The 20,395-nt window shown below is 50.1% G+C and carries 10 protein-coding genes; 7 read left to right on the top strand and 3 right to left on the bottom strand.

The features are described 5' to 3' along the window. Position 1 precedes the first annotated feature (1 nt). The 3 genes from bglX to NW212_RS06810 all read right to left on the bottom strand — a co-directional run bounded on the left by bglX (position 2) and on the right by NW212_RS06810 (position 7,264). A complete protein-coding gene (gene bglX, locus NW212_RS06820; protein WP_258337895.1) occupies positions 2-2,245 on the bottom strand; it encodes a beta-glucosidase BglX in 2,244 nt (747 codons plus the stop codon). A 222-nt stretch (positions 2,246-2,467) separates the two neighbouring features. After that, positions 2,468-4,165, bottom strand: a complete 1,698-nt coding sequence (locus NW212_RS06815) for a DUF6377 domain-containing protein (protein ID WP_258337894.1) — start codon at positions 4,163-4,165, stop codon at positions 2,468-2,470. Positions 4,166-4,426: 261 nt separating this feature from the next. Beyond that, positions 4,427-7,264: a triple tyrosine motif-containing protein gene (locus NW212_RS06810; RefSeq protein WP_258337893.1), complete on the bottom strand. Its 2,838-nt coding sequence runs from the start codon at positions 7,262-7,264 to the stop codon at positions 4,427-4,429. Between the two features lie 149 nt (positions 7,265-7,413). On the opposite strand from NW212_RS06810, the gene NW212_RS06805 reads away from it, so the two are divergent. From NW212_RS06805 to NW212_RS15285, 7 genes are all read left to right on the top strand, one after another. Beyond that, on the top strand, positions 7,414-7,584 hold the full coding sequence (locus NW212_RS06805) for a hypothetical protein (protein ID WP_258337892.1): 171 nt from the start codon (positions 7,414-7,416) through the stop codon (positions 7,582-7,584). A 245-nt stretch (positions 7,585-7,829) separates the two neighbouring features. Next, positions 7,830-10,937 (top strand): TonB-dependent receptor, encoded by a 3,108-nt coding sequence (locus tag NW212_RS06800; protein ID WP_258337891.1) that lies wholly within the window; start codon positions 7,830-7,832, stop codon positions 10,935-10,937. 12 nt (positions 10,938-10,949) lie between these two features. Beyond that, positions 10,950-12,629 (top strand): RagB/SusD family nutrient uptake outer membrane protein, encoded by a 1,680-nt coding sequence (locus NW212_RS06795; RefSeq protein WP_258337890.1) that lies wholly within the window; start codon positions 10,950-10,952, stop codon positions 12,627-12,629. Positions 12,630-12,654: 25 nt separating this feature from the next. Further along, complete coding sequence (locus NW212_RS06790) at positions 12,655-13,200, top strand: hypothetical protein (RefSeq protein WP_258337889.1); 546 nt, start codon at positions 12,655-12,657, stop codon at positions 13,198-13,200. A 301-nt stretch (positions 13,201-13,501) separates the two neighbouring features. Beyond that, positions 13,502-16,156, top strand: coding sequence for a glycoside hydrolase family 2 TIM barrel-domain containing protein (locus NW212_RS06785; RefSeq protein WP_258337888.1), 2,655 nt, complete (start codon positions 13,502-13,504; stop codon positions 16,154-16,156). A gap of 27 nt (positions 16,157-16,183) precedes the next feature. Further along, positions 16,184-18,547 carry an alginate lyase family protein gene (locus tag NW212_RS06780; protein ID WP_375337960.1) on the top strand — a complete coding sequence of 788 codons (2,364 nt, stop codon included), beginning with the start codon at positions 16,184-16,186 and terminating at the stop codon, positions 18,545-18,547. Positions 18,548-18,588: 41 nt separating this feature from the next. Next, positions 18,589-20,055, top strand: coding sequence for a ThuA domain-containing protein (locus NW212_RS15285; protein ID WP_309148242.1), 1,467 nt, complete (start codon positions 18,589-18,591; stop codon positions 20,053-20,055). Positions 20,056-20,395: the final 340 nt, after the last annotated feature.

Below are 20,395 nucleotides of genomic sequence, written 5' to 3'. Positions count from 1 at the left end.
TTTATTTGCCAATGACTTCAAAATCCGCAGACAGGCCTTCTTCACTGTTTGTACCTATCCATAAGGTGAACTCTCCCGGTTCTACTGCACGCTTCATGTCAATGTTCCAGAAAGCCAAATCGCTGACAGGCAAATTGAAGGTGACGGTTTTGGTTTCGCCCGGCTGGAGGAAGATGCGTTCGAAGCCTTTCAGTTCTTTGACCGGACGGGTGACGGAACCAACCTTGTCGCGGATGTATAGCTGCGCGACTTCTGCTCCGGCATATTTTCCTGTATTGGTAACATTCACGCTGGCTGTTAGCGTGCCGTTCATGTCTAATTTTTGGGCCGAAAGTTGCAGCCGGTCGTAAGCGAACGTGGTGTAAGAGAGTCCGTAGCCGAAAGGAAACAGCGGACCGAAACCAGCGTCCATGTAGAAGGAACTGCAGCCTAACGATGTCTGTCCGGCTTCCAGGGGAATGTTGTCAATCAGCGTTTCATTGCCGCTCGGAGCACGTCCGGTGTGGTTATGCGCATAGTAAATCGGCAGCTGGCCTACCATTTTTGGGAAGGTGACCGGAGTCTTTCCGCAAGGAACTTTCTTTCCGAAGAGGAGGTCGGCAATGGCAGGACCACCCATTGTGCCCGGATGGAATGAGTAAAGTACGGCGTCTGATTCTTCAACTTGTCTGCCGATGGTCAGTGGGCGTCCTGCGATGAAAATGGTGACCAGCGGTTTGCCTGTTGCAGCCAACGCCGAAATAAGCTCGGGCTGTGCACCGCGCAGGCTGATGTCTGCCAAGGAATGAGCTTCGCCCGACAGGATTGCCTCTTCACCGACAAAGGCGAGTACGACATCGGCTTTGCGGGCTGCAGATACGGCGCGTGCTATTCCTGTGGTACGTTTGTCGCGGCTGTAGGCCACTCCCGGTTCGTAGAGGATGCGCACTTTGCCGCCATACATCTGTTGCAAGGCTTTCAGAGGTGTTTGCGTGTGTGCTTTTTCTCCGTCGAAGCACCACGTGCCAAGCTGGTCGTAGGGAGCATCTGCCATCGGGCCTACTACAGCAATGGTATGTATCTTTTCGCTGAGGGGTAATACCTGTCTGTCGTTTTTCAGCAAGATGGCCGACTGTTCGGCTGTTTCTTTAGCCTTTGCCAAGTGTTCGGGAGCGTATTTGACCTTTTGGCTGGTGGTGATGTAGGGATTGTCGAACAGTCCTAGCCGGAACTTCAGGCGCAGGATGTTGCGGACGGCATCATCAATGGCCGTTTCCGGCACTTTGTTTTCTTTCACCAGCGTTTCCAGGTGTTCTGCAAAAGTTCCGCTTACCATTTCCATATCTACTCCGGCATTTACGGCTTTCTCTGCCACTTCTTTGCGGTCTTTGCAGAATCCGTGCGGAATCATCTCGGCGGCAGACCCCCAGTCGGTCACTACCATACCGTCGTATTTCCATTCCTTGCGCAATACGTCTTTCAAGATAAAGCTGTTGCCGGTAGACGGGATTCCGTCGTTGTCATTGAAAGAAGTCATAAAGGTGGCACATCCGGCTTTTGCCGCCGCTTCGAAGGGCGGCAAGTACACGTTCCGCAATTGGCGTTCGGGGATAAACGTCGAATTGTAGTCTTTGCCGGCTTCTGATGCCCCATAGCCTGCGAAGTGTTTGGCACAGGCAGCTATCGAAGTAGGAGCGTTCAGCGAGTCGCCTTGGAATCCTTTTACCATTGCTACGCCCATCACAGCGTTTAGGTAGGGATCTTCTCCGCAACTTTCTGCCATTCGTCCCCAGCGTGCATCGCGGGATACGTCTATCATCGGGGCGAAGGTCCAGCGGATGCCGTCGCTTGACGCTTCGACGGCTGCTATATGCGCGCCGTCTTCTACCAGCCGGGGATTGAATGTCGCTGCTTGTCCCAGCGGAATAGGGAATATGGTCTTATACCCGTGAATAACATCGCGCGACATCAGGATAGGGATGCCCAGCCGCGACTCTTCCACAGCAATCTTTTGCACTTTGTTTACCATAACCGGGTCGGTGACGTTTAGGAACGAACCGACTTTCCCTTCTTTTACCAGTCCGGCTATTTCGTCGATGTTTCCGCTCGGACTTATCTGATTCATTTGACCTATTTTCTCTTGCAAGGTCATTTGCTCTAACAGAGCTTCCACTTTTGCCTCTACATTGTCTTTCTCCCTCTGCGGAGAGCAGGCGAGAAAAGGCAGTGCCAGCAGGCAGGCAGAAAACGCTTTCCAATGTTTCATGGCATTCTTTTATTTTTCGGATGTTTTTTATAGAATTACACTACTACAAAGGTAAATTGAAATGCCTTTTCTGCCATAGGGCGGTAAATGAAACAAGTAAACGGATAGAATCTCTAATCGTCTGTTTTCTTGTTTCTTACAGGTAGATGAAAGTATATGAAAGTAAGGTCAGAGAAAGAAAAAGGGAGAGTGTTGCAGCATGTTGAGGGCCGTGCCCTGCTTTCATTGCTGCATCTTTCCCAGCGATTTCACCCGTTCGGCAAATTCTTCTTTCGGGATGATGGCACGGTTGCGCATCTTTAGCCGGTTGTTGTATACGGTTTGTGGAGAGCAGTGCAGAAACTCGGCTATCTTTACGCTGTCGTTGATGCCTAAACGCACCAGGGCGTAGATGCGCAGATCGGTGTTGAGCAATTCTCCTTCTTTCATGACGATGCGTTCTTCGGGACGCAATAAGGTGTTGAAGTCATTCACAAAGTCGGGATAGACATGCAGGAAAATGGCGTCGAAGTTGTGATAGAATTCTTTCAGTTCGTTCTTGACCACAGGCTGGTCTGTCAGTTGTTTTATTTCTTCCAATTGTCCGGTTCTCAGCTTGCGGTTCACGTTTTTGCGGAAGTCGTCCAGCTTGCTGATATAGGAAGAGCAGATGGAGAATACGTAGCCGATGTATTCCTCCTTGATATAATTCGATTCTCGCAGGCGTCCGTTGGCATCGCGCAAGGCCTCGTTAAGCGACAGGAGGCTTTCGTTGGCTTCTTTCAGCTTGAGATGCGCTTCCGACAGCTGTTCCACATGCTCGTTCAGCAGCAGATTGGTTTCGTCCAGTTTTTTCCTTGACTCGGAGATGTGCTTCATTTGTCTGTATATGTATACGATGGCGATGAGCAGGACCAGCGACAGAATGCTTACGGCGATTAGCGACTTCGACAGGTGCCCCTGCTGGATGCGGTTGCGTTTCAGATAGGCTTTGTGTATTTCATCCAGTACCTTCAGGATACCCGACACGCGGATACGGTTATGGAATGCCTGTCCTATCTGGAAACAATAATTTGCATACGTATAAGAACGGTCGATGTCGCCCCATTCAAACAAGACTCTCGATAATTCCTCCAGCGAGGCGATGTCACGGTTTGAAATGCGCACGTCTGCCTGTGCCGAAAGGATGATGTATTTCAGGTAGTTCTCTTTGTCACCTTTCTTCTGATACAGTTGGGCAAGGATATAGGCATTCATTGCATCCCGGTTCTTGTCCAGACGCGAGGCGTCTACGTCTTGCTTCAGTTCGGCTATTATCCCCTCTGTTTCCGCTACGTATTTCAGCTTTCCGCCTTTGTACCACAGATAGTCAGGATGTGTCTGGGTTACTGCGGCATATACCGAGTCGGCATACCGCTTTTCAAGCATATCGTATTCGGGGCGGCTGGAAGCCTCATCTCCAATGTATTGCCCGAAGTGAGAGTAAAGATACATCATCTGTCCGTAATACTCTACCTGCAGTTTCTGCGGAAGTCCGTAGCCTGATATCCCTTGCACTGCGTCTGCTGCTTCTTTCAGCAGTCCGGTAGCTGCCAGCACGTGCGATTTCTTTATTTTCCATTCCGCCACCTGGTCTTTCCAGCCCATTTCTTCAGCTATCTGCATATTGCGGTTGATATAGAAAAACGCAGAGTCTGCATCGTAGGTGAAAAATTCCTGATAGAACTTCCGGTTCAGTTCATATTCTTCTTTTACTGTAGATACAAATTTTCGTTCTTGCCTCAGCTCTTCTATCTGCAGTTTCTTCAGCTTTTCCAGCGATTCTTTTTTGGCGACCAGCGAGTCCAGCCGTTCCAGATGCTTTTGGATCTCGTGGCTGTATTTGGCACTTTTGAGAGGCAATGCTGATATGAGCATCAGCAGGCACACTATGTTTTTCATGCGTTGTTTTTTTGTTTATCGGTTTATGTGCGCAAAGATAGGCATTGTCGGCGAAATGTTTCGGATGTTTGCAGGATAAACTTAGAGCCTGTCGTTTGAATTTTCCAATAAAGTAATATGCCGTCAGGTTCTTTTGCGTTTGTATCCGGTCTGTTTTCCCGATTTTATTTGTCAGACAGCCCGCTGTCTTCCTCATCACACGAGCGGAAATGCCTTAAAAGCTCATCCCAAATCAGCACGCGGTCAATTCAAAACAGTTTCTTAATTGTCGTCCAGCTTTTGCAGGAAACCGGCAAGGTTCTCTCCCTCTTCCAGTCCCAGCTTTTTGCGCAGGCGGTAGCGTGCTATCTCTACGCCTCGTAACGAAATGTTCAGCAGCGGAGCGATTTCTTTCGACATCAGGTTCATCTTGATGTAAGCGCACATCATCTTTTCCTTTTGGTTGAGGTTGGGATAACGGTGGTCCAGCCGTTTGAAGAAATCGTGATGCACCGAGTCGAAAGCGGTTTCAAATGTCTGTATGTCATCGTCATGTTCCAGGTTCGTGTCGATATTTCCTATCAGCCGCAAAGTGCTGCGCCGGATGTTCACCAGGTTCTCTTCCTTCACCGCCTTGGAGATATTCAGTGCTTCTTTCTTGATATCCTGCAAAATCTCGTTCTTGCGCACGATGTTGAGCGTAGTTCGCACCAGTTCATCGGTCTTGTGTTTCAGTTCAGCTTGCAGATTTTCTTCTTCCAGTGACACGATGCGCTGGTCTTTCAGTTGGGTTTCCTTCTCAAACTCTCGTTCCTGGCGTTCCAGCTCGCATTGCTGGCGTTGTATGATGGCCTGCTGCTTGCGGCTGGCATACCTGTATGAGAGATAGAGTATGCCTGCGGAAAGCAAGGCATACACTCCGTACATTGCCCATGAGCGGTACCACGGGGGGAGGATGGTGAAGGTGAAGGCAGCGACGGTTTCTTCAGAAGTGCCTTTTTCAAGCAGGCGTGCCTGAAAGGTGTAGGTGCCTTCGCGCAGGTCGGTATATTCTTTCATATTGTTTTCGCTGTATTCGCTCCAGGGAGTGTCCTCTTTTCCTGTCAGGCGGTATGAATAGAAGTTATGGTCGGAGCAGAGATAATTGTCGGCGCTGCACACGATGCGGATGGAGTTGTTTCCGTAAGGGATGACCAGCGGGCGTTTGTCGTATCGGAAGCTCCTGCCGTAGGCCAGCGAATCGCGTATGCCGGTAAAGAACACTTTCCGCACCTGCAAGTGCAGCGGGCGCGACGGTATTTCTTTATACGGGACATGCAGCAGTGTAAATCCGTCTTCCGTTCCTGCCAGCAGGTGGTTGCTGTCCAGCTTGTTGATATGCGGAAATCCTTCGATCAAGGCATTGCGCAACAGCAGCCCGTTCTCTTCTTCCGAAGCGAGATACAGGTCGTTTCCCCGGACAAACCAGAGGGATTGGTCGGGAGCCTGGTAAACCAGCCGGAATCCCTTTTTCCCTTTCAGCCGTTTTTCCAGCTTCTCGAAAGATTCCAGCTTTCCGTTTTTGGGGTTATACTTGAAAAGGCCGTTGCTGTTTCCTATGACGGGTTGGTTGTCGGTGCGCAAGAAGAACACCCCCTGGTCTTTCGGTATGTCCGGACTGTTGCAGTTGGTTGCCTTGATCACTTGTTTCAGGTCGTCCGACAACGTCAGGCGGTACAGGCCGTCCCCTTTGTTGGCTGCCCATACGGTATGGTCGTTTTCTACATCGATGTTCTTGCACGAATAAGAATACCCTTCTATCTGGCAGTCCGTTTCCCACTTGCCTTTTTCTTTTTTCAGCAGATACAATCCGCTGTAAGTTCCGGCAAGCAGCCGGTCGGGACGGGAAAGGCCGGCCACTGACCACACTCCCCGTATGCCTTTAATGCGGTGTATGCCTTCGGGCGAAAAGACGAAGATGCCTACGTCTGCACAGCAGAACATTTGCCCGCCGTGTATGGAAAGGTTCCATACTTGTCCGCCTACTTGCTCGATGCGCCGGATGTGGAGATTGGCATTGGGACTGGTGTTCAGGTCGGCGGCATACAGTCCTTGGTTTGTTCCCAGATACAGTTTGCCTTGGTACACGCACGAAGCATAGCCTGAACCCAGCACCGGTTTGTTTCCATACAAGGAGAAGACCGGCGAGTTGAGCCGTATGCAGTCTATGCCGTTGTCCAGCCCCAGCCATAGGTTGGAATTGTCATCAAAGGCCATCGACAGTACCGTATTGTTCTGCAGGCCGTTGCCGGTGGACAGGTGTTCCGTCCGGTTTTGCGAAAGGTAGACCAGCAGCACCCCTTCCTGTATGGAGCCTAATGCCAGCGTATCTCCTTTGATGGCGGCGCAAAACAAATGGTTGTTGGCTATGAAACGGTCGGCGGCGGTCTTGTAAGGTGCCAGCGTGTGTCCGTCGTATACATATAATCCTTTGTCGCGGGTCACTATCATCACTTGGTCTTTGAATGGGAGCAGGGCTACCACCTTGAATGCGGCGATGCCTTGTGTTTGTGGAAGCGTCCGGATTCTGTTTCCGTTGATGACATACAGCTCTTTCTCATCGGCTACATACAGCTTGCCGTTTATCAGTGCAGACTGTTGGATGGCATTCGGAGCGTGGATCGTATGTATTGCGTTTCCTTCCGCACAATAGATTGCCCCGTTCGAGAAGAAGTATGTGCGGTTTTCTGCCGAATGGATGTCCCATATCACATTGATGGAAGTGTTGCGGGGAAGCCGGTCCGAAAGGCAGTGATAGTCCAGCCCTCCCAGACGGTTGGGGGTGAAATATCCGAACTGGCTCATGCCTCCGATGTAGATGCACGTATCGTTGCTGATGCAGATGGCGCGTGTCTTGTAGCCGTCCATGGAGTAGCTGTTCCATGTAGATCCGTCAAATTCCAGCAGCCCCTTGTTGTTGGCGAAATACATCCATCCGTTGGGATGCTGCCTGATTTTCCAGTTCTGGCTGCCCGAAGCATACGTGCGGCGCGAGTAGTTGGCGATGTTCCGTTGCCATTCGGCGTGCAGAGGCAGGAAAAACCCGAATAGCAGAAAAAAGATGGCTATATGTATCTTCATAGTTTGCTTTTAGATTTTATAAATGCAAAGTTATAACATTTTTTTCGAAAAACTTTAGAAACTGTTTTGAATTTATCGTGCGCTGATTTGGGACGAGTCCTTGAGATGTTTGCTGCAGATGTGTGCGGATTGCGTTTTCCGGTAATTGAATGCCTGTTTTCATCCGTTTCCGATCTGTGTTCAGTGTGTCGGCTTTTGTATTCCACGGTGTGGAATGTATGTTCAGCATCGTGGAATGTACGTTCCACATTGTGGAATACATGTTCCACATCGTGGAATGTAGAATGAAGCCTGCTGAAGGAAGAAACCGTTCGGCTTGAGAAACAGATTCAATCGGACCGGCAATAAAATAAGGATTCTTTTGCCATATTCTTCTTATGAAAGATAAAGTGCATTATTTCAGCAGGTTGCTGTTCTACTGAGAAAGTGCTGATGTAGTACGGAAAGATCAGGTGTAAGGTTGTGTAGGGGTGAAAAAGAGCGAATGGTTGCTCTGGCGGCTTACTTTTGCTTCCGACTTTTTGTCGCGCATATTCTTAATTTGTTAAACTAATATTTATCGATTATGAAAAATGTACAGTTTCAAAAGGCGGCACGGTGGTTTCTCGCCTGTTGCATCTTGTTTTTAACCGATGTGGGTGTCTGCGCCCAGAACCTGAGGGAAGTACGCGGGCAGGTAGTTGATGCGGCTTCCAACGAGCCGCTGATCGGAGTTTCTGTTTTAGAGAAAGGGACGACGAACGGAAATATTACCGATCTTGACGGTAATTTTATCTTGCAGGCGCATCCCGAAGCTACGCTGGTCTTTTCGTATATCGGGTATATGCCCTGCGAGATGAAGGCTTCTCAAGTGCCTGCTGTCGTTAAGCTTAAAGAAGATTCGCAAACGCTGGACGAAGTGGTCGTGGTAGGATACGGCACGCAGAAGAAGGTGAATCTGAGCGGTGCCGTGACGGCTATCGACGGCGAAGAGATCAGTTCTAAGCCCTCTCCGAACGTGCTTTCGGCATTGCAGGGAGAGATGCCGGGAGTGACGGTGCTGCGTAGCGGAGGCGAACCGGGGGCGGAAACGTCGGGCTTGCGCATCCGTGGCTTCTCGTCAGCCAATTCCACTTCGGCTTTGGTGCTGATTGATGGTGTAGAAGGCGACATGACCTTGCTCAACACCAACGACATTGCGTCTATTTCGGTGCTGAAGGATGCGTCTGCCTGTGCCATTTACGGAGCGCGTGCTGCGGCGGGTGTAGTGTTGATTACAACCAAAAACGGTACCGAAGGCAAGCCTCGTGTATCTTATAACGGTTATTTCGGCTTCAATACGCCGGGCAATATGCCCGAACGTTTGCCCGCCTGGGAGGAGCAGGCGATGATAAACGAGTCGCGCATCCAGGCGAACGGCACTCCCGAGTGGAGTCCGGAACAGACTTCATGGGTAGGGAACCCGAACTTCAATTTCCGTCCGAACAACACCAACGGAAGATGGGACTTCTTCCAGGCAACCAACTGGGTGGAGGAAGGGACCAAGGACTTCACTACGCAACAGAACCATAGCGTATCGGTGACGGGTGGAAAGAAAGAGCTTACTTACCTGGTTTCGGCAGGCTATTACACAAAGAACGGCTTGCTGAAGTATGGGCCCGACGGAAACGACCGCTACAATATAAGGGTGAAAATCAATTCGGAGCTGAACAAGCACATCAGCCTGAATGTTCTGGCAAGCTATGAAGGAACGTTCAAGGAAACGAATCCGTATGGAGTGAAGAATATCTTGGGCCGTCTGTACCGTGTGCGCGGACGCCAGCCTATCTTCAATCCGGAAGAAGATGTCAATGAGAACCCTTATAACGGTGACCTGCAGGTGAACGCCATCGACCTGATGAAGAACGGAGGCGTGACGGAAAACCAGTATGAAGCCTTTACAGGCAGGGGAGAACTGGTTATCAAGGATTACGTGAAGGGACTGCAGCTGAAACTTACGGCAAGCCGTAAGGCGGATTATTACAGCCAGACGGTGAAAAGACGCACGCTGCAATGGTATGACCGTCTGGGCAACACCATCCGTTTTCAGGCAAACAACCCGAACGAGATGAGCCGGCAGAAGAACAATGCTTATCACGATACGTTTGATGCCGTGCTGACTTACGACCTGAATGTAAACAAGCATACGTTGAACGTTCTTGCCGGCACTTCATACGAGCGTTACCGGAAAGACGAGTTCAGCGGCACGGTGAAAGACTTGATTTCTAATGATTTCTTCTCGTTCAATTATTATGATAACTCGGTCATTACCAACACCGGCGTGAGCGACAATATCGAAACGTGGGCGATGATGTCTTATTTCGGACGTATCAATTACAACTACGACGAACGCTATCTGCTGGAAGCCAATATCCGTTACGACGGAAGCTCGCGCCTTGCACCGGAAAAGCGCTGGAAAGCTTTCCCTTCTTTTTCTGCCGCATGGCGTGTGAACGAAGAAAAATGGTTTGACGTGCCTGTCATCTCCAATCTCAAGGTGCGTGCTTCATGGGGGCAGCTGGGCAACGGCGCCGTATTGGGCTTGTATGATTATCTGGCGCAAATATCTTCTAACAAGAACCAAGGCGAGAACAATTTCTACCAAGGACAGATGGCAAGCGTCAACAAAACGTGGGAAATCATCTCAACTACCAACATCGGTCTGGATTTAGGGCTGTTCGACAACAGGCTGAACCTGACTGCCGACTATTACTGGAAGAAGAACGACAACATGCTTGCCAACCTGGAATTGCCTCACATTGCGGGCATTACGGTGCCGCCTACTAATATAGGAACATTGAAGACATGGGGATGGGAATTTGAAGTTTCTTACCGCAACCGTTTCAAGGACTTGTTTTATCAGGTGAGCTTCAATTTGAGCGACAGCGATAACAAAGTGGTGCGCTACGATGGCAAGAACAGTATTTGGGCCGGTGCTGTAGGCATATTGGAAGGTTATCCGTTGAACACCATCTGGGGCTATAAGACCGATGGCTTCTGGAGCAGCCGCGAAGAATACCTGGCTTATAAGGAAGCCAATCCCGGCTATCAGTCGTTCAACGATGCCAACGTTTCGGGCGGCGATGTGAAATACGTGGCGCAAGGCAAGGCTGACCATACCATCGGTGCCGGCGGGGGTACGCCGGAAGATCCGGGCGATTTGGTATGTCTGGGCAACTCCAACGCCCGCTATTGTTATGGATTCAATGTAAACCTGCAATGGCGCAACTTTGACCTGTCTGTCATGTTCCAGGGTGTGGGCAAACGTTCGGTACTGATTGAAGGGGGCACGATGGCTCCGTTTGCGGCTACATCGGATATGCCGTGGACCATTCATCGCGACTACTGGACACCGGAAAACCAGGATGCCTACTGGCCTCGCCTGTATAGCGGAAATGACTTCAACTTCCGCCCTTCCGACCGCTGGATACAGGATGCTTCCTACATCCGGTTGAAGAATTTCCAGTTGGGATACAACTTCCAATTGAAGAAGTTCCATATCGAGAAACTCCGCCTGTATGTTTCGGGAGAAGACCTCTGGGAACATTCCAACATGCTGGAAGTGTTCGACCCCGAGGTTGGAAACAAACCGAACTCGAACAACACTTACCCGTTCTTCAGGACATGGGCCATCGGACTGAATATCACACTTTAAACCAATGCACTTATGAAAAAGCTCTATACATATATCGCTGCCAGCACCCTTATGCTGGGCGTGGCAAGCTGCAATCTTGACATGATGCCGGAAACGACCATGACTGATGCCGCTTTTTGGAATACAGAAACCGACCTGCGGGGCGCATGCAACCGTTTTTATCAGCAGATGACCGGAGAACTGGGAGGTTTCTCTCATGATTACCGCTCGGATGAACTGAGAGGAAATTCTGCCAATTCCACTTCTGACGGAAGCTGGACGGTTCCTTCCACGTCAGGAAGCTGGACCGACCCTTACTGGCGCATCTTTATATCCAACAATATCCTGGAAAAGGCGCAACGGGCAAATGTGACCGAGGAGGTGCGTAACAAGTATCTGGCTGAGGCCCGTTTTTTCCGTGCCTTTCATTATTTTGAACTGGTGAAGAAGTATGGCGATGTGCCGATGATCATGAAGGCAGTGAATGATACGCAAGACCCCATACTGGAAATGCCGCGCACATCGCGTGAAGAAGTGATCCAACAATGCTATTCCGATCTGGACTTTGCCGTGGAATGGTTGCCCGACATCGATCATGTGGATACATGGGGGCATGTTTCCCGTTCGGCTGCCCTTGCCCTGCTTGTACGTATCGGACTGTATGAGGGTACTTATATCAAATACCACAGCTTGGAGGAAGGTGATTACCGTGCGCATCTGAAGAAGGCTATCGATGCTGCCGACATTATGATGCATGTGGACAAGAAGCACGACCTTTATCCCGATTTCGAGGCGTTGTTCACTTATGACGGCGAAGGACGGCAGAATCGGGAGAACGTCTTTGTGCGGATATATGGACCGAATGAGGCGCCTGTGAATACCAATAACCAGACGCATAGCAACAGCCGACAGATGGAAAATACGGTGACGGTGACACGCAACATGGTGGATTATTTTCTATATACCGACGGCCTTCCCCGCGAAAAGTCGCCTTTGCGCATCTCTCCCGAACAGGGATTCGACGATGTGTTTGAAAACCGTGACCCGCGTTTGGGCATGACGGTCTATCGGACAGGTGAAGAGGGATATAAAGGGGCGTATATCCCGTTCAGTTTCCGCAACGGTTATAACCTGAAGAAAGGCTTCATAATGAAAGACTGGTCGAATCTGAACGCTGAGGCTGTCGACAAGATGGTTATCCGTTATGCTGAGGTGCTCATTTCGTATGCCGAAGCCTTGTATGAATACAATGGAAACATTACCGATGGCCAGCTTGACGAAACGGTCAATGCCTTGCGCCGGCGAGCTGGTATGCCTGCCATGCTGACCAACGCCTTTGTTGCAGCAAACGGTTTGGACATGTTGGAGGAGATACGTCGCGAGCGGACAGTAGAGTTTATCGACGAGAACAAACGTTATGACGATATCATCCGTTGGAAGATAGCCGAGAAAGTGCTGCCTGCGTATCTGTTGGGAGCCCGTCTGTCGGCAAAAGAGGTGGAAAGCGGCAAGGTAGATGAACTGAAGAACCGCATCACCCTGAACGGCGGCATGTATAACGGGAAGAAGGTGTGTGATGAAGACAGTATCTACGTATTGGAGCTGGCGGAAGACCGTCGTTTCGATCCGGACAAAGACTATCTGTATCCGGTACCTTTGCAAGAGATCACACTATCCGGAAATAATGTAACCCAGAATCCGGGCTGGGAATAATCACAAATAAAAAACTGAATGTATCATGAAAAAGCTATATTATCTGTTACTGGCAATTTGCTGCACGCTCTTTGTTTCTTGCAAGGACGACGCGTGGGGAAATGGTGATCCCGCGATGGAGAACATCTATTACGTGGGTTTTGAGGACTGGGGACAATTCAAGAATGATGTCACCTTCGAAGTGAAACAAGGTGAAACGGTAGGCATTCCCGTGCAGTTCTGGTGCGAGTTCATCCGTCCGTATGATGTGGTTACCTATTATTATGTGTCGGGCAACTTGGTGCGTGGTACCGATTATGAGGTGGTCGATGCAGAAGGAAATGTGCTGTCACCTGATGCCGGCGGCGCTTTCTCGTTGACTTGGGAACAGGCAAAGAAGGGAGTGCAGAATGTGTATATCAAGGCATTGAACGGGAATACAGGTTCGTTTTACGTGCAAACGTTTGATCCGGATTCGGACGTCGAACTGACTAATCAGGATGTGTCAACTACGGTCAACCATGCGACTGCTGATTATGAGGTTCGTGTATTCACGCAAAATTATCGGGTTACCGTCAACGTTGTGAATTGATAGACAGACATGATTGATGCAGGGGCCGAAGACACCAGGGTTGGGGACGTATATCCGTAAAACAGTTGTGTTTTCGTGTCCCTGCGTTTTTTGGAAACTGTTTTGGATTTATCGTGTGCTGATATGGGATGAGTTTTTGAGGCATTTCCGCTTGTGTGATGGGGAAGACAGCGGGCTGTCTGACGAAGAACAGAAACGGAAAGGACCAAATGTTCGTCCAAAGCGCACACGGAAACGAATGCATCAAGCCAAGAAAAATTTTCAGGAGAAATTCAAAACAGTATCTTAGATATACGGAAACATGAAAAAACGGAGATATTTATTATGCGACGCCTTGAAGCGTCTATGGCTGGCGGCTTTGCTGGGTAGCATGCAGTTCCCGCTTTGTGCCCAGCGGGAGTATAAGACCTTGAATGACGGATGGAAGTTTCTGAAAGGTGAATGCATCGAGGCATCTGACAGTGCTTTCAATGACAGCGGATGGGAAAGCGTAAATCTGCCCCATACGTGGAATGCGGATGCTTATGCTGCAAAAAATTATTACCGTGGTCCCGGCTGGTACAGAAAGTCTGTGGTCATTCCCCAGGTATGGGCAGGGAAACAGGTCTTTCTGAAAATAGATGCTGCCAGCAAGGCTTCTGTCTTGTATGTGAACGGCAGGAAGGTGGGCGGACATGCCGGAGGCTATACGGCAAGCACGTTCAATATCACATCTTTTCTATCGGTCGGCAAAGATAATTCAATCGCGGTTCGGGTGGACAATGCCCGCCAGGACATACCGCCCATATCGGGTGACTTTACATTTTTCGGTGGCATTTATCGTGATGTATGGCTGATAGCTGCCGCGCCCCAGCACTTTCATCTCTCGGATGGGGAGAGTGTCTTTATCACGACTCCCGAAGTATCCGAAGAAACCGGACGCATTGCCGTGCGGGGCAAGATAAAAAACGATGCTCCGAAGAGAGCGACGGTAGAGCTGCTTACGTCCATTTATGATCCTGACGGTGCATTGGTGCAGCGCCGGGAAGAGCGGTTGCATTTGGATGCCGGAGAAATCCTTTCATTCGCCCAGGAAAGTAATCTGATCCGCCGTCCGCGTTTGTGGACGCCGGAAACTCCTTGTTTATACAAGGTGGAAACGATGCTGAAAGATTCGCGCACCGGCAAGATGCTGGACTATAGCGAACATCATGCCGGCTTTCGCTGGTATCATTTTGATGGGAAGCAAGGATTTTTCTTGAACGGCAAACCTTATAAGTTGCGGGGCGTTTGCCGGCATCAGGACCAAAAGCCGATAGGTGTGGCTTTGAGCGACGAAATGCACAGACGTGACTTTCGCCTGATGAAGGAAATGGGGGCGAACTTTATCCGTATCGCCCATTATCCGCAAGACGACGCCCTGCTGGAGCAGTGTGACAAACAGGGTATGCTGGTATGGGAGGAAATTCCGGTCATTGACATTGTGCCCGACACACCGGGATATGGAGATTGCTGTGAACGGAACCTGCGTGAGATGATACGGCAGCACCGCAATCACCCTTCGATTATTCTGTGGGGGTATATGAATGAAATCCTGCTGGTTGCCCAACGCCGTTACAGGACGGAGGCTGAACTTCGCCCGGTGTTGGAACGTACACGCGCCTTGGCAGAAAGACTCGAAAAGGCGCTGAAAGAAGAAGATGCTTCCCGTCCCAGCGTAATGGCGTTTCACGGCAGCAATGTATATAACGAAACCGGACTCAGTAAAATCACGGATGTGGTGGGCTGGAACCTGTATGCGGGCTGGTATGGCGGAGATCTGAAAGGATTCGACCGCTTTCTGGCAGGACAGCAGCGCGATTATCCAAGTCATCCGTTGATCGTCAGCGAATATGGAGCTGGTGCGGACAGGCGTTTGCACTCGCTGTGTCCGCGCCCATTTGATTTCAGCAGCGAATATCAGCAGTTGTATGTAGAACATTACTTGCCTGTTCTGGAGCATACTCCTTATGTGTGCGGAGGTACGTATTGGAATCTCATTGACTTTTCATCGGCGTTGCGCGATGAGTCGATGCCTCGCATCAATAACAAAGGTTTGCTGTATGCCGACCGCACGCCAAAAGACGTGTATTACTATTATCAGGCGGCATGGCGAAGTGATATTCCGGTGCTTCACATAGCCAGCCGTGACTGGAATTGCCGAAGTGGCGTGCAGCAGGAAGAGGGCTTGCCGGTATACCTCCCGGTTAAGGTTTATACGAATCTGCCTGAAGTGGAACTTTTTATTGATGGAAAATCGCTGGGGAAGAAAACGGCAGGCAATCATTGTGTTACCTTTGATGTACCGTTCTGCAAGGCATCTCCTTTTTTGCTTGCGCAAGGCATGTATCAGGGAAAGATGGTGCAAGACGGGGTGCGTGTATCATTCCGTCCGGTACCTGAATGCCTGAACCGGAAGAATCTGACGCAATTGGAACTTGCCGTAAATGTTGGAAGCAACTGTTTCTTCACTTCTGATGAAAGCCGGCTGACGTGGGTGCCTGACCGGGCTTATGAAGCCGGAAGCTGGGGCTATATAGGCGGAAAGGAACAAAGTACGCAGACGGAAATCGCACTGACAGCCGACGGTCCGCTTTACCAGACTCTGCGGGAAGATTTGCAGGCGTATCGTTTCGACGTGCCGCAGGGGGTGTACGAAGTGGAGCTGTTGTTTGCCGACATTTATCGCACTGCCGAGCAGGCTGCCTATTTGTTGGGCAAAGAGGAGGAGGCGACCGGAGGGGGAGAAAATTGTTTTGACATCCTCATCAACGGTGCGGAAGTAGAAACCGCTTTCGCTCCCTCCCGTGAAAACGGATATTTCCAGGCGGTGAAAAAACGTTATGTCGTACGAAACGAAGAAGATGCGTTGCGGATAACATTCGTTCCACGTCAGGGGAAGCCTTTTCTTTCTGGCGTCAAATTGCGCAAACTGTAATTAGAAACATGTAAATATTCAAGTATGATGAAAAAACTGACTTATTCCCTGCTTGCTCTGCTTTTTTGTCTGCCGGGCAATGTGCATGCACAATCAATCTGGGACGCCGATCATTTGGCAGATGTGAAACAATCGTTGGACCGTCCTTATTATACTGTTGCTTATCAGCAATTGAAGGCGGAAGCAGACAGATTGTTGCCGGTGGAACCTCTTTCGGTAATGATGAAGGACAAATTGCCGGCCAGTGGAGATAAACACGATTACATGAGCCAGGCGCGTTACTTCTGGCCTGACCCGACCAAACCCGGCGGCTTGCCTTACATTAACCGTGACGGAGTGTCGAATCCGGAACTGGAAAGACTGGACCGTAACCGGTTGGGAGAAACGGCTGACCGGGTGACGACCCTTTCGTTGGCATGGTATTTCTCTGGGGATGAGAAGTATGCACAGAAAGCCACAGAACTGATTCGCGTGTGGTTTTTCGATAAAGACACCCGCATGAACCCAAATCTGGAATATGCCCAGATGATTCCTGGGATAAACGGCGGGAAAGGACGCTGTTACGGTGTGCTGGACAGTTATTCGTTTGTGGAAATGCTGGATGCGGTAGCTTTGCTGGAGCAGTCGGAAGCTTTTACGGCAAAAGATTCTAAGCGGTTGAAGAATTGGTTCAGGCAGCTGTTGGACTGGATATTGACTAGTCCGCAGGGACAGGAGGAGGCCCGTCAGGCAAACAATCATAGCACGGCGTATGATGCGCAGGTTATCGCTTTTGCCCTTTATACGGGCAATATTCAGGTGGCGGAAGAAGTGATTTCCGCATTGCCGGAAAAACGGATTTTTGCTCAAATAGAGCCCGACGGCAGGCAGACGCATGAATTGCGCCGTACGCTGGCTTTCGGCTACTCGCAATACAACTTGACGCATCTGATTGATATCTTTCAGATGGCGCAGAAGGCAGGCGTCAAGGTGGACGACGCCGCCTCTGCAGACGGACGCAGCTTCTATAAGGCAATGGATTTTCTGGCCGGATATGTAGGCAAGGATGTCCAGACATGGCCTTATCAGCAGATCAGTGGCTGGGAGGAAAAACAGCAGGAACTTTGCAAAGACCTGTACCGCACCTATTTGCTGAATCCGGAGCGGAAGGATTATCTCCGGCTGTATAAGGAATACCGGATCCTTGACTTTGCCGACCGTTTCAATCTGCTTTATGTGCGTGCTACGGATGTAGACCATGCGTATGCTTTTGCTGCCGGGCAGATGAAGTATGCCATGCGATGTACAGACAAGGCGAAAAAAGAGGAGAAGAATGCAGCCCGCAGGCGTGTCAGCCCTCGGAGCGTCAATAAAGACGGTTCGTTGGCTTTGGTTCATCCCAACGACTGGTGTTCGGGGTTCTTTCCCGGCAGCCTGTGGCAGATGTATGCCTATACGAACAATCCTTATTGGCGCAGGCAGGCCGTCAGTTTTACCTGGCCCATCGAGGAAGCCAAATGGCACAAAGGTACGCATGATCTGGGCTTTATCATCTGCAACAGCTTCGGCAAGGCATACGCCGAAACAGGAGAACGCTCGTATTTAGATGTCGTTTTGCAAAGTGCGCGCACGTTGATCGGCCGTTACAACAGCAAGGTTGGATGTATTCGTTCGTGGGACCACAATCCGAAGGTGTGGAAGTTTCCGGTCATTATCGACAACATGATGAATCTGGAGATGCTTTTCCGTGCCACTCAGCTTACCGGCGATTCCATCTACTGGCGGATAGCTGTCAGTCATGCCAATACGACCATGAAGAATCATTTTCGGCCTGACTATTCTTCGTTTCATGTGGTAGACTATGATCCGGAAACAGGAGATGTGCGCATGCGGTGTACGGCGCAAGGTTATGCCGATGATTCATTTTGGAGCAGGGGGCAGGCCTGGGGACTTTACGGCTATACGATGTGCTACCGGTTTACGAAGAATCCTGCTTATTTGAGTCAGGCGGAACATATAGCCGATTTTTTCCTGAATCTGCCCAATATGCCCGAGGATCTGGTGCCTTACTGGGATATGAAAGCTCCCGAGGTGGCGAAACTGCATACGGCGGTACCGGTGGACAGTGTGCCTCGTGATGCTTCGGCAGCAGCTGTAGTGGCATCAGGACTGTATGAGCTTTCTACATATATGGATTCCGGGAAGGGAGTGCATTATAGGGAGATGGCCGACAGAATCGTAGATAGTCTTAACCGGCATTATCAGGCGGCTCCCGGCACGGTATATGGTTTCTTGCTGCTGCATTCCACCGGACATTTTCCGGCGGGCAGTGAAATTGATGTGCCTTTGTCGTATGCTGACTATTATTATTTGGAAGCGTTGGCGCGTCAGGATGCCTTGAAGGATAACTGAGCGGGACAGCGTTTCAGACATCAACAGAATATATTTTACGTATGAAAAGATTTTATGGTATTTTGGCGTGTGTGGTCTGGTCGCTTCTGATGTGTACGCTTCATGCCGGGACTCCGGAGAACTGTAAAGTGTTGGTATTGACCGAGCGTGGAGGGCAGCATGGGGAATTTACAGATGCGGCGCTGAAATGGCTGGATGGATTCGCCCGGGTTCACGGATTTGCCGTGACGGAAGTGCACAATACCGAACTGATTGACCGGGAATTTCTGGCACAATACAAGGTCTTTGTCCAGTTGGATTATCCGCCTTACAACTGGACAGACAAGGCGAAAGCGGCTTTCGAGCAGGCGATATTCGACGGGACAGTCGGCTGGGTCGGTTTTCACCATGCTGCCTTGTTGGGTGATTTTGACGGTTTCCCGATGTGGCATTGGTTTTCTGACTATATGGGCGGCATCCGGTTCCGCAATTACATCGCTTCTACCGCATCGGGCAAAGTGATGGTAGAGCGTCCCGAACATCCGGTGATGAAAGGCGTGTCTGGCTCTTTCGTGGTGACGCATGATGAATGGTACACTTTCGACAAGAGTCCCCGGCCAAACGTGCAGGTATTGGCGCACGTTGACGAGAGCAGTTATGTGCCGGCTTCAGATGTGCGAATGGGTGACCATCCTGTCGTGTGGACAAATCCTAAAGTGAAGGCACGCAACGTGTATTTTCTGATGGGGCATCATAAAGAGTTGCTGGAAAACAGCGATTTTACTGCAATGCTTGGCAATGCTATCCTTTGGGCGGCAGGTCCGGCAAACTGGTTTCCCCGTTTCAGGGTATTGGTTCACTATAATAAGGAGGTAGAAGAGGCACACCGCGAGTTTGCTTATGACGGCATCCGCTTCTTTCAGGAGATGACGATAGGGGATGGGCTGGCGGTGGATACAACCAGCAATCTGGCAGACTTCAACGATGAGAAGCTGCGTTCATATCATTTGGTCGTTTCGCTGAATGACAATCCCGGACGTACTCCGGAACAGCGGGAAGCGTTCAGGAAGTATATGGAACAGGGCGGTAGCTGGATGGGATTCCATGCTGCCGCTTACAACGATGGCCATACTGATTGGCAATGGTTTGTTGATTTCTTGGGCGGAGCCGTATTCAGCAGAAACAATTGGCCGCCCCAGCCGGCAAAGCTGGTGATAAATGATGCGTCCCATCCTGTTGCCAAGGCTATGCCCGCTTCGTTTATTTCGCCTATGAACGAATGGTATCAGTGGAAGCCCAGTCCGCGCGAACGTAAAAATGTCAAGGTGTTGGTTTCCTTGTCGCCCGACAATTATCCGATCGGGTTCAAGGACACGGTGACGGAGGGCGACTTTCCTGTGGTCTGGACCAATACCGACTATAATATGATTTACCTGAACATGGGACATGGAGGGCGCATCTTTACCGATGCTACGCAGAACTATTTGTTTTATAACGCTCTTCGTTGGCTGATGCGCGACAGGTTCTAGGGTCATATCAGAATGTGTATGGACGTATATGGCGGTGCGTCTGCATGTGTTGTTGGTTTTAGCAGGCAACATGTGCAGGCGCACCGTTTTCTGTTGAGCGGCAGAGGGTGCGTTGCAGGCTGGTCAAGGTGATGGAAATGTCCGTATTTTAGCAATTTTTTTCCTTTGAAAATGTTCCTTGTCGGTGCCTTAATGTTTACTTTTTACTGGTGAAAAGTTTTGTTGTTTACTGATTGTCAGTTAGTTTGTCTTTTCTTCCGTTTACTTCTTCTTTTTACTTGCCTGTCGTGGGCTTTTATCTGTTTTATACATTTGCAATACAAAAGTCGAAAGACACAAA

The sequence above is a fragment of the Bacteroides sp. ET225 genome, assembly GCF_024733745.1.
Classification (GTDB): domain Bacteria; phylum Bacteroidota; class Bacteroidia; order Bacteroidales; family Bacteroidaceae; genus Phocaeicola; species Phocaeicola excrementipullorum.
The sequence above is the reverse complement of the archived record's forward strand: the minus strand, read 5'-3'. Positions and strand labels throughout refer to the sequence as shown.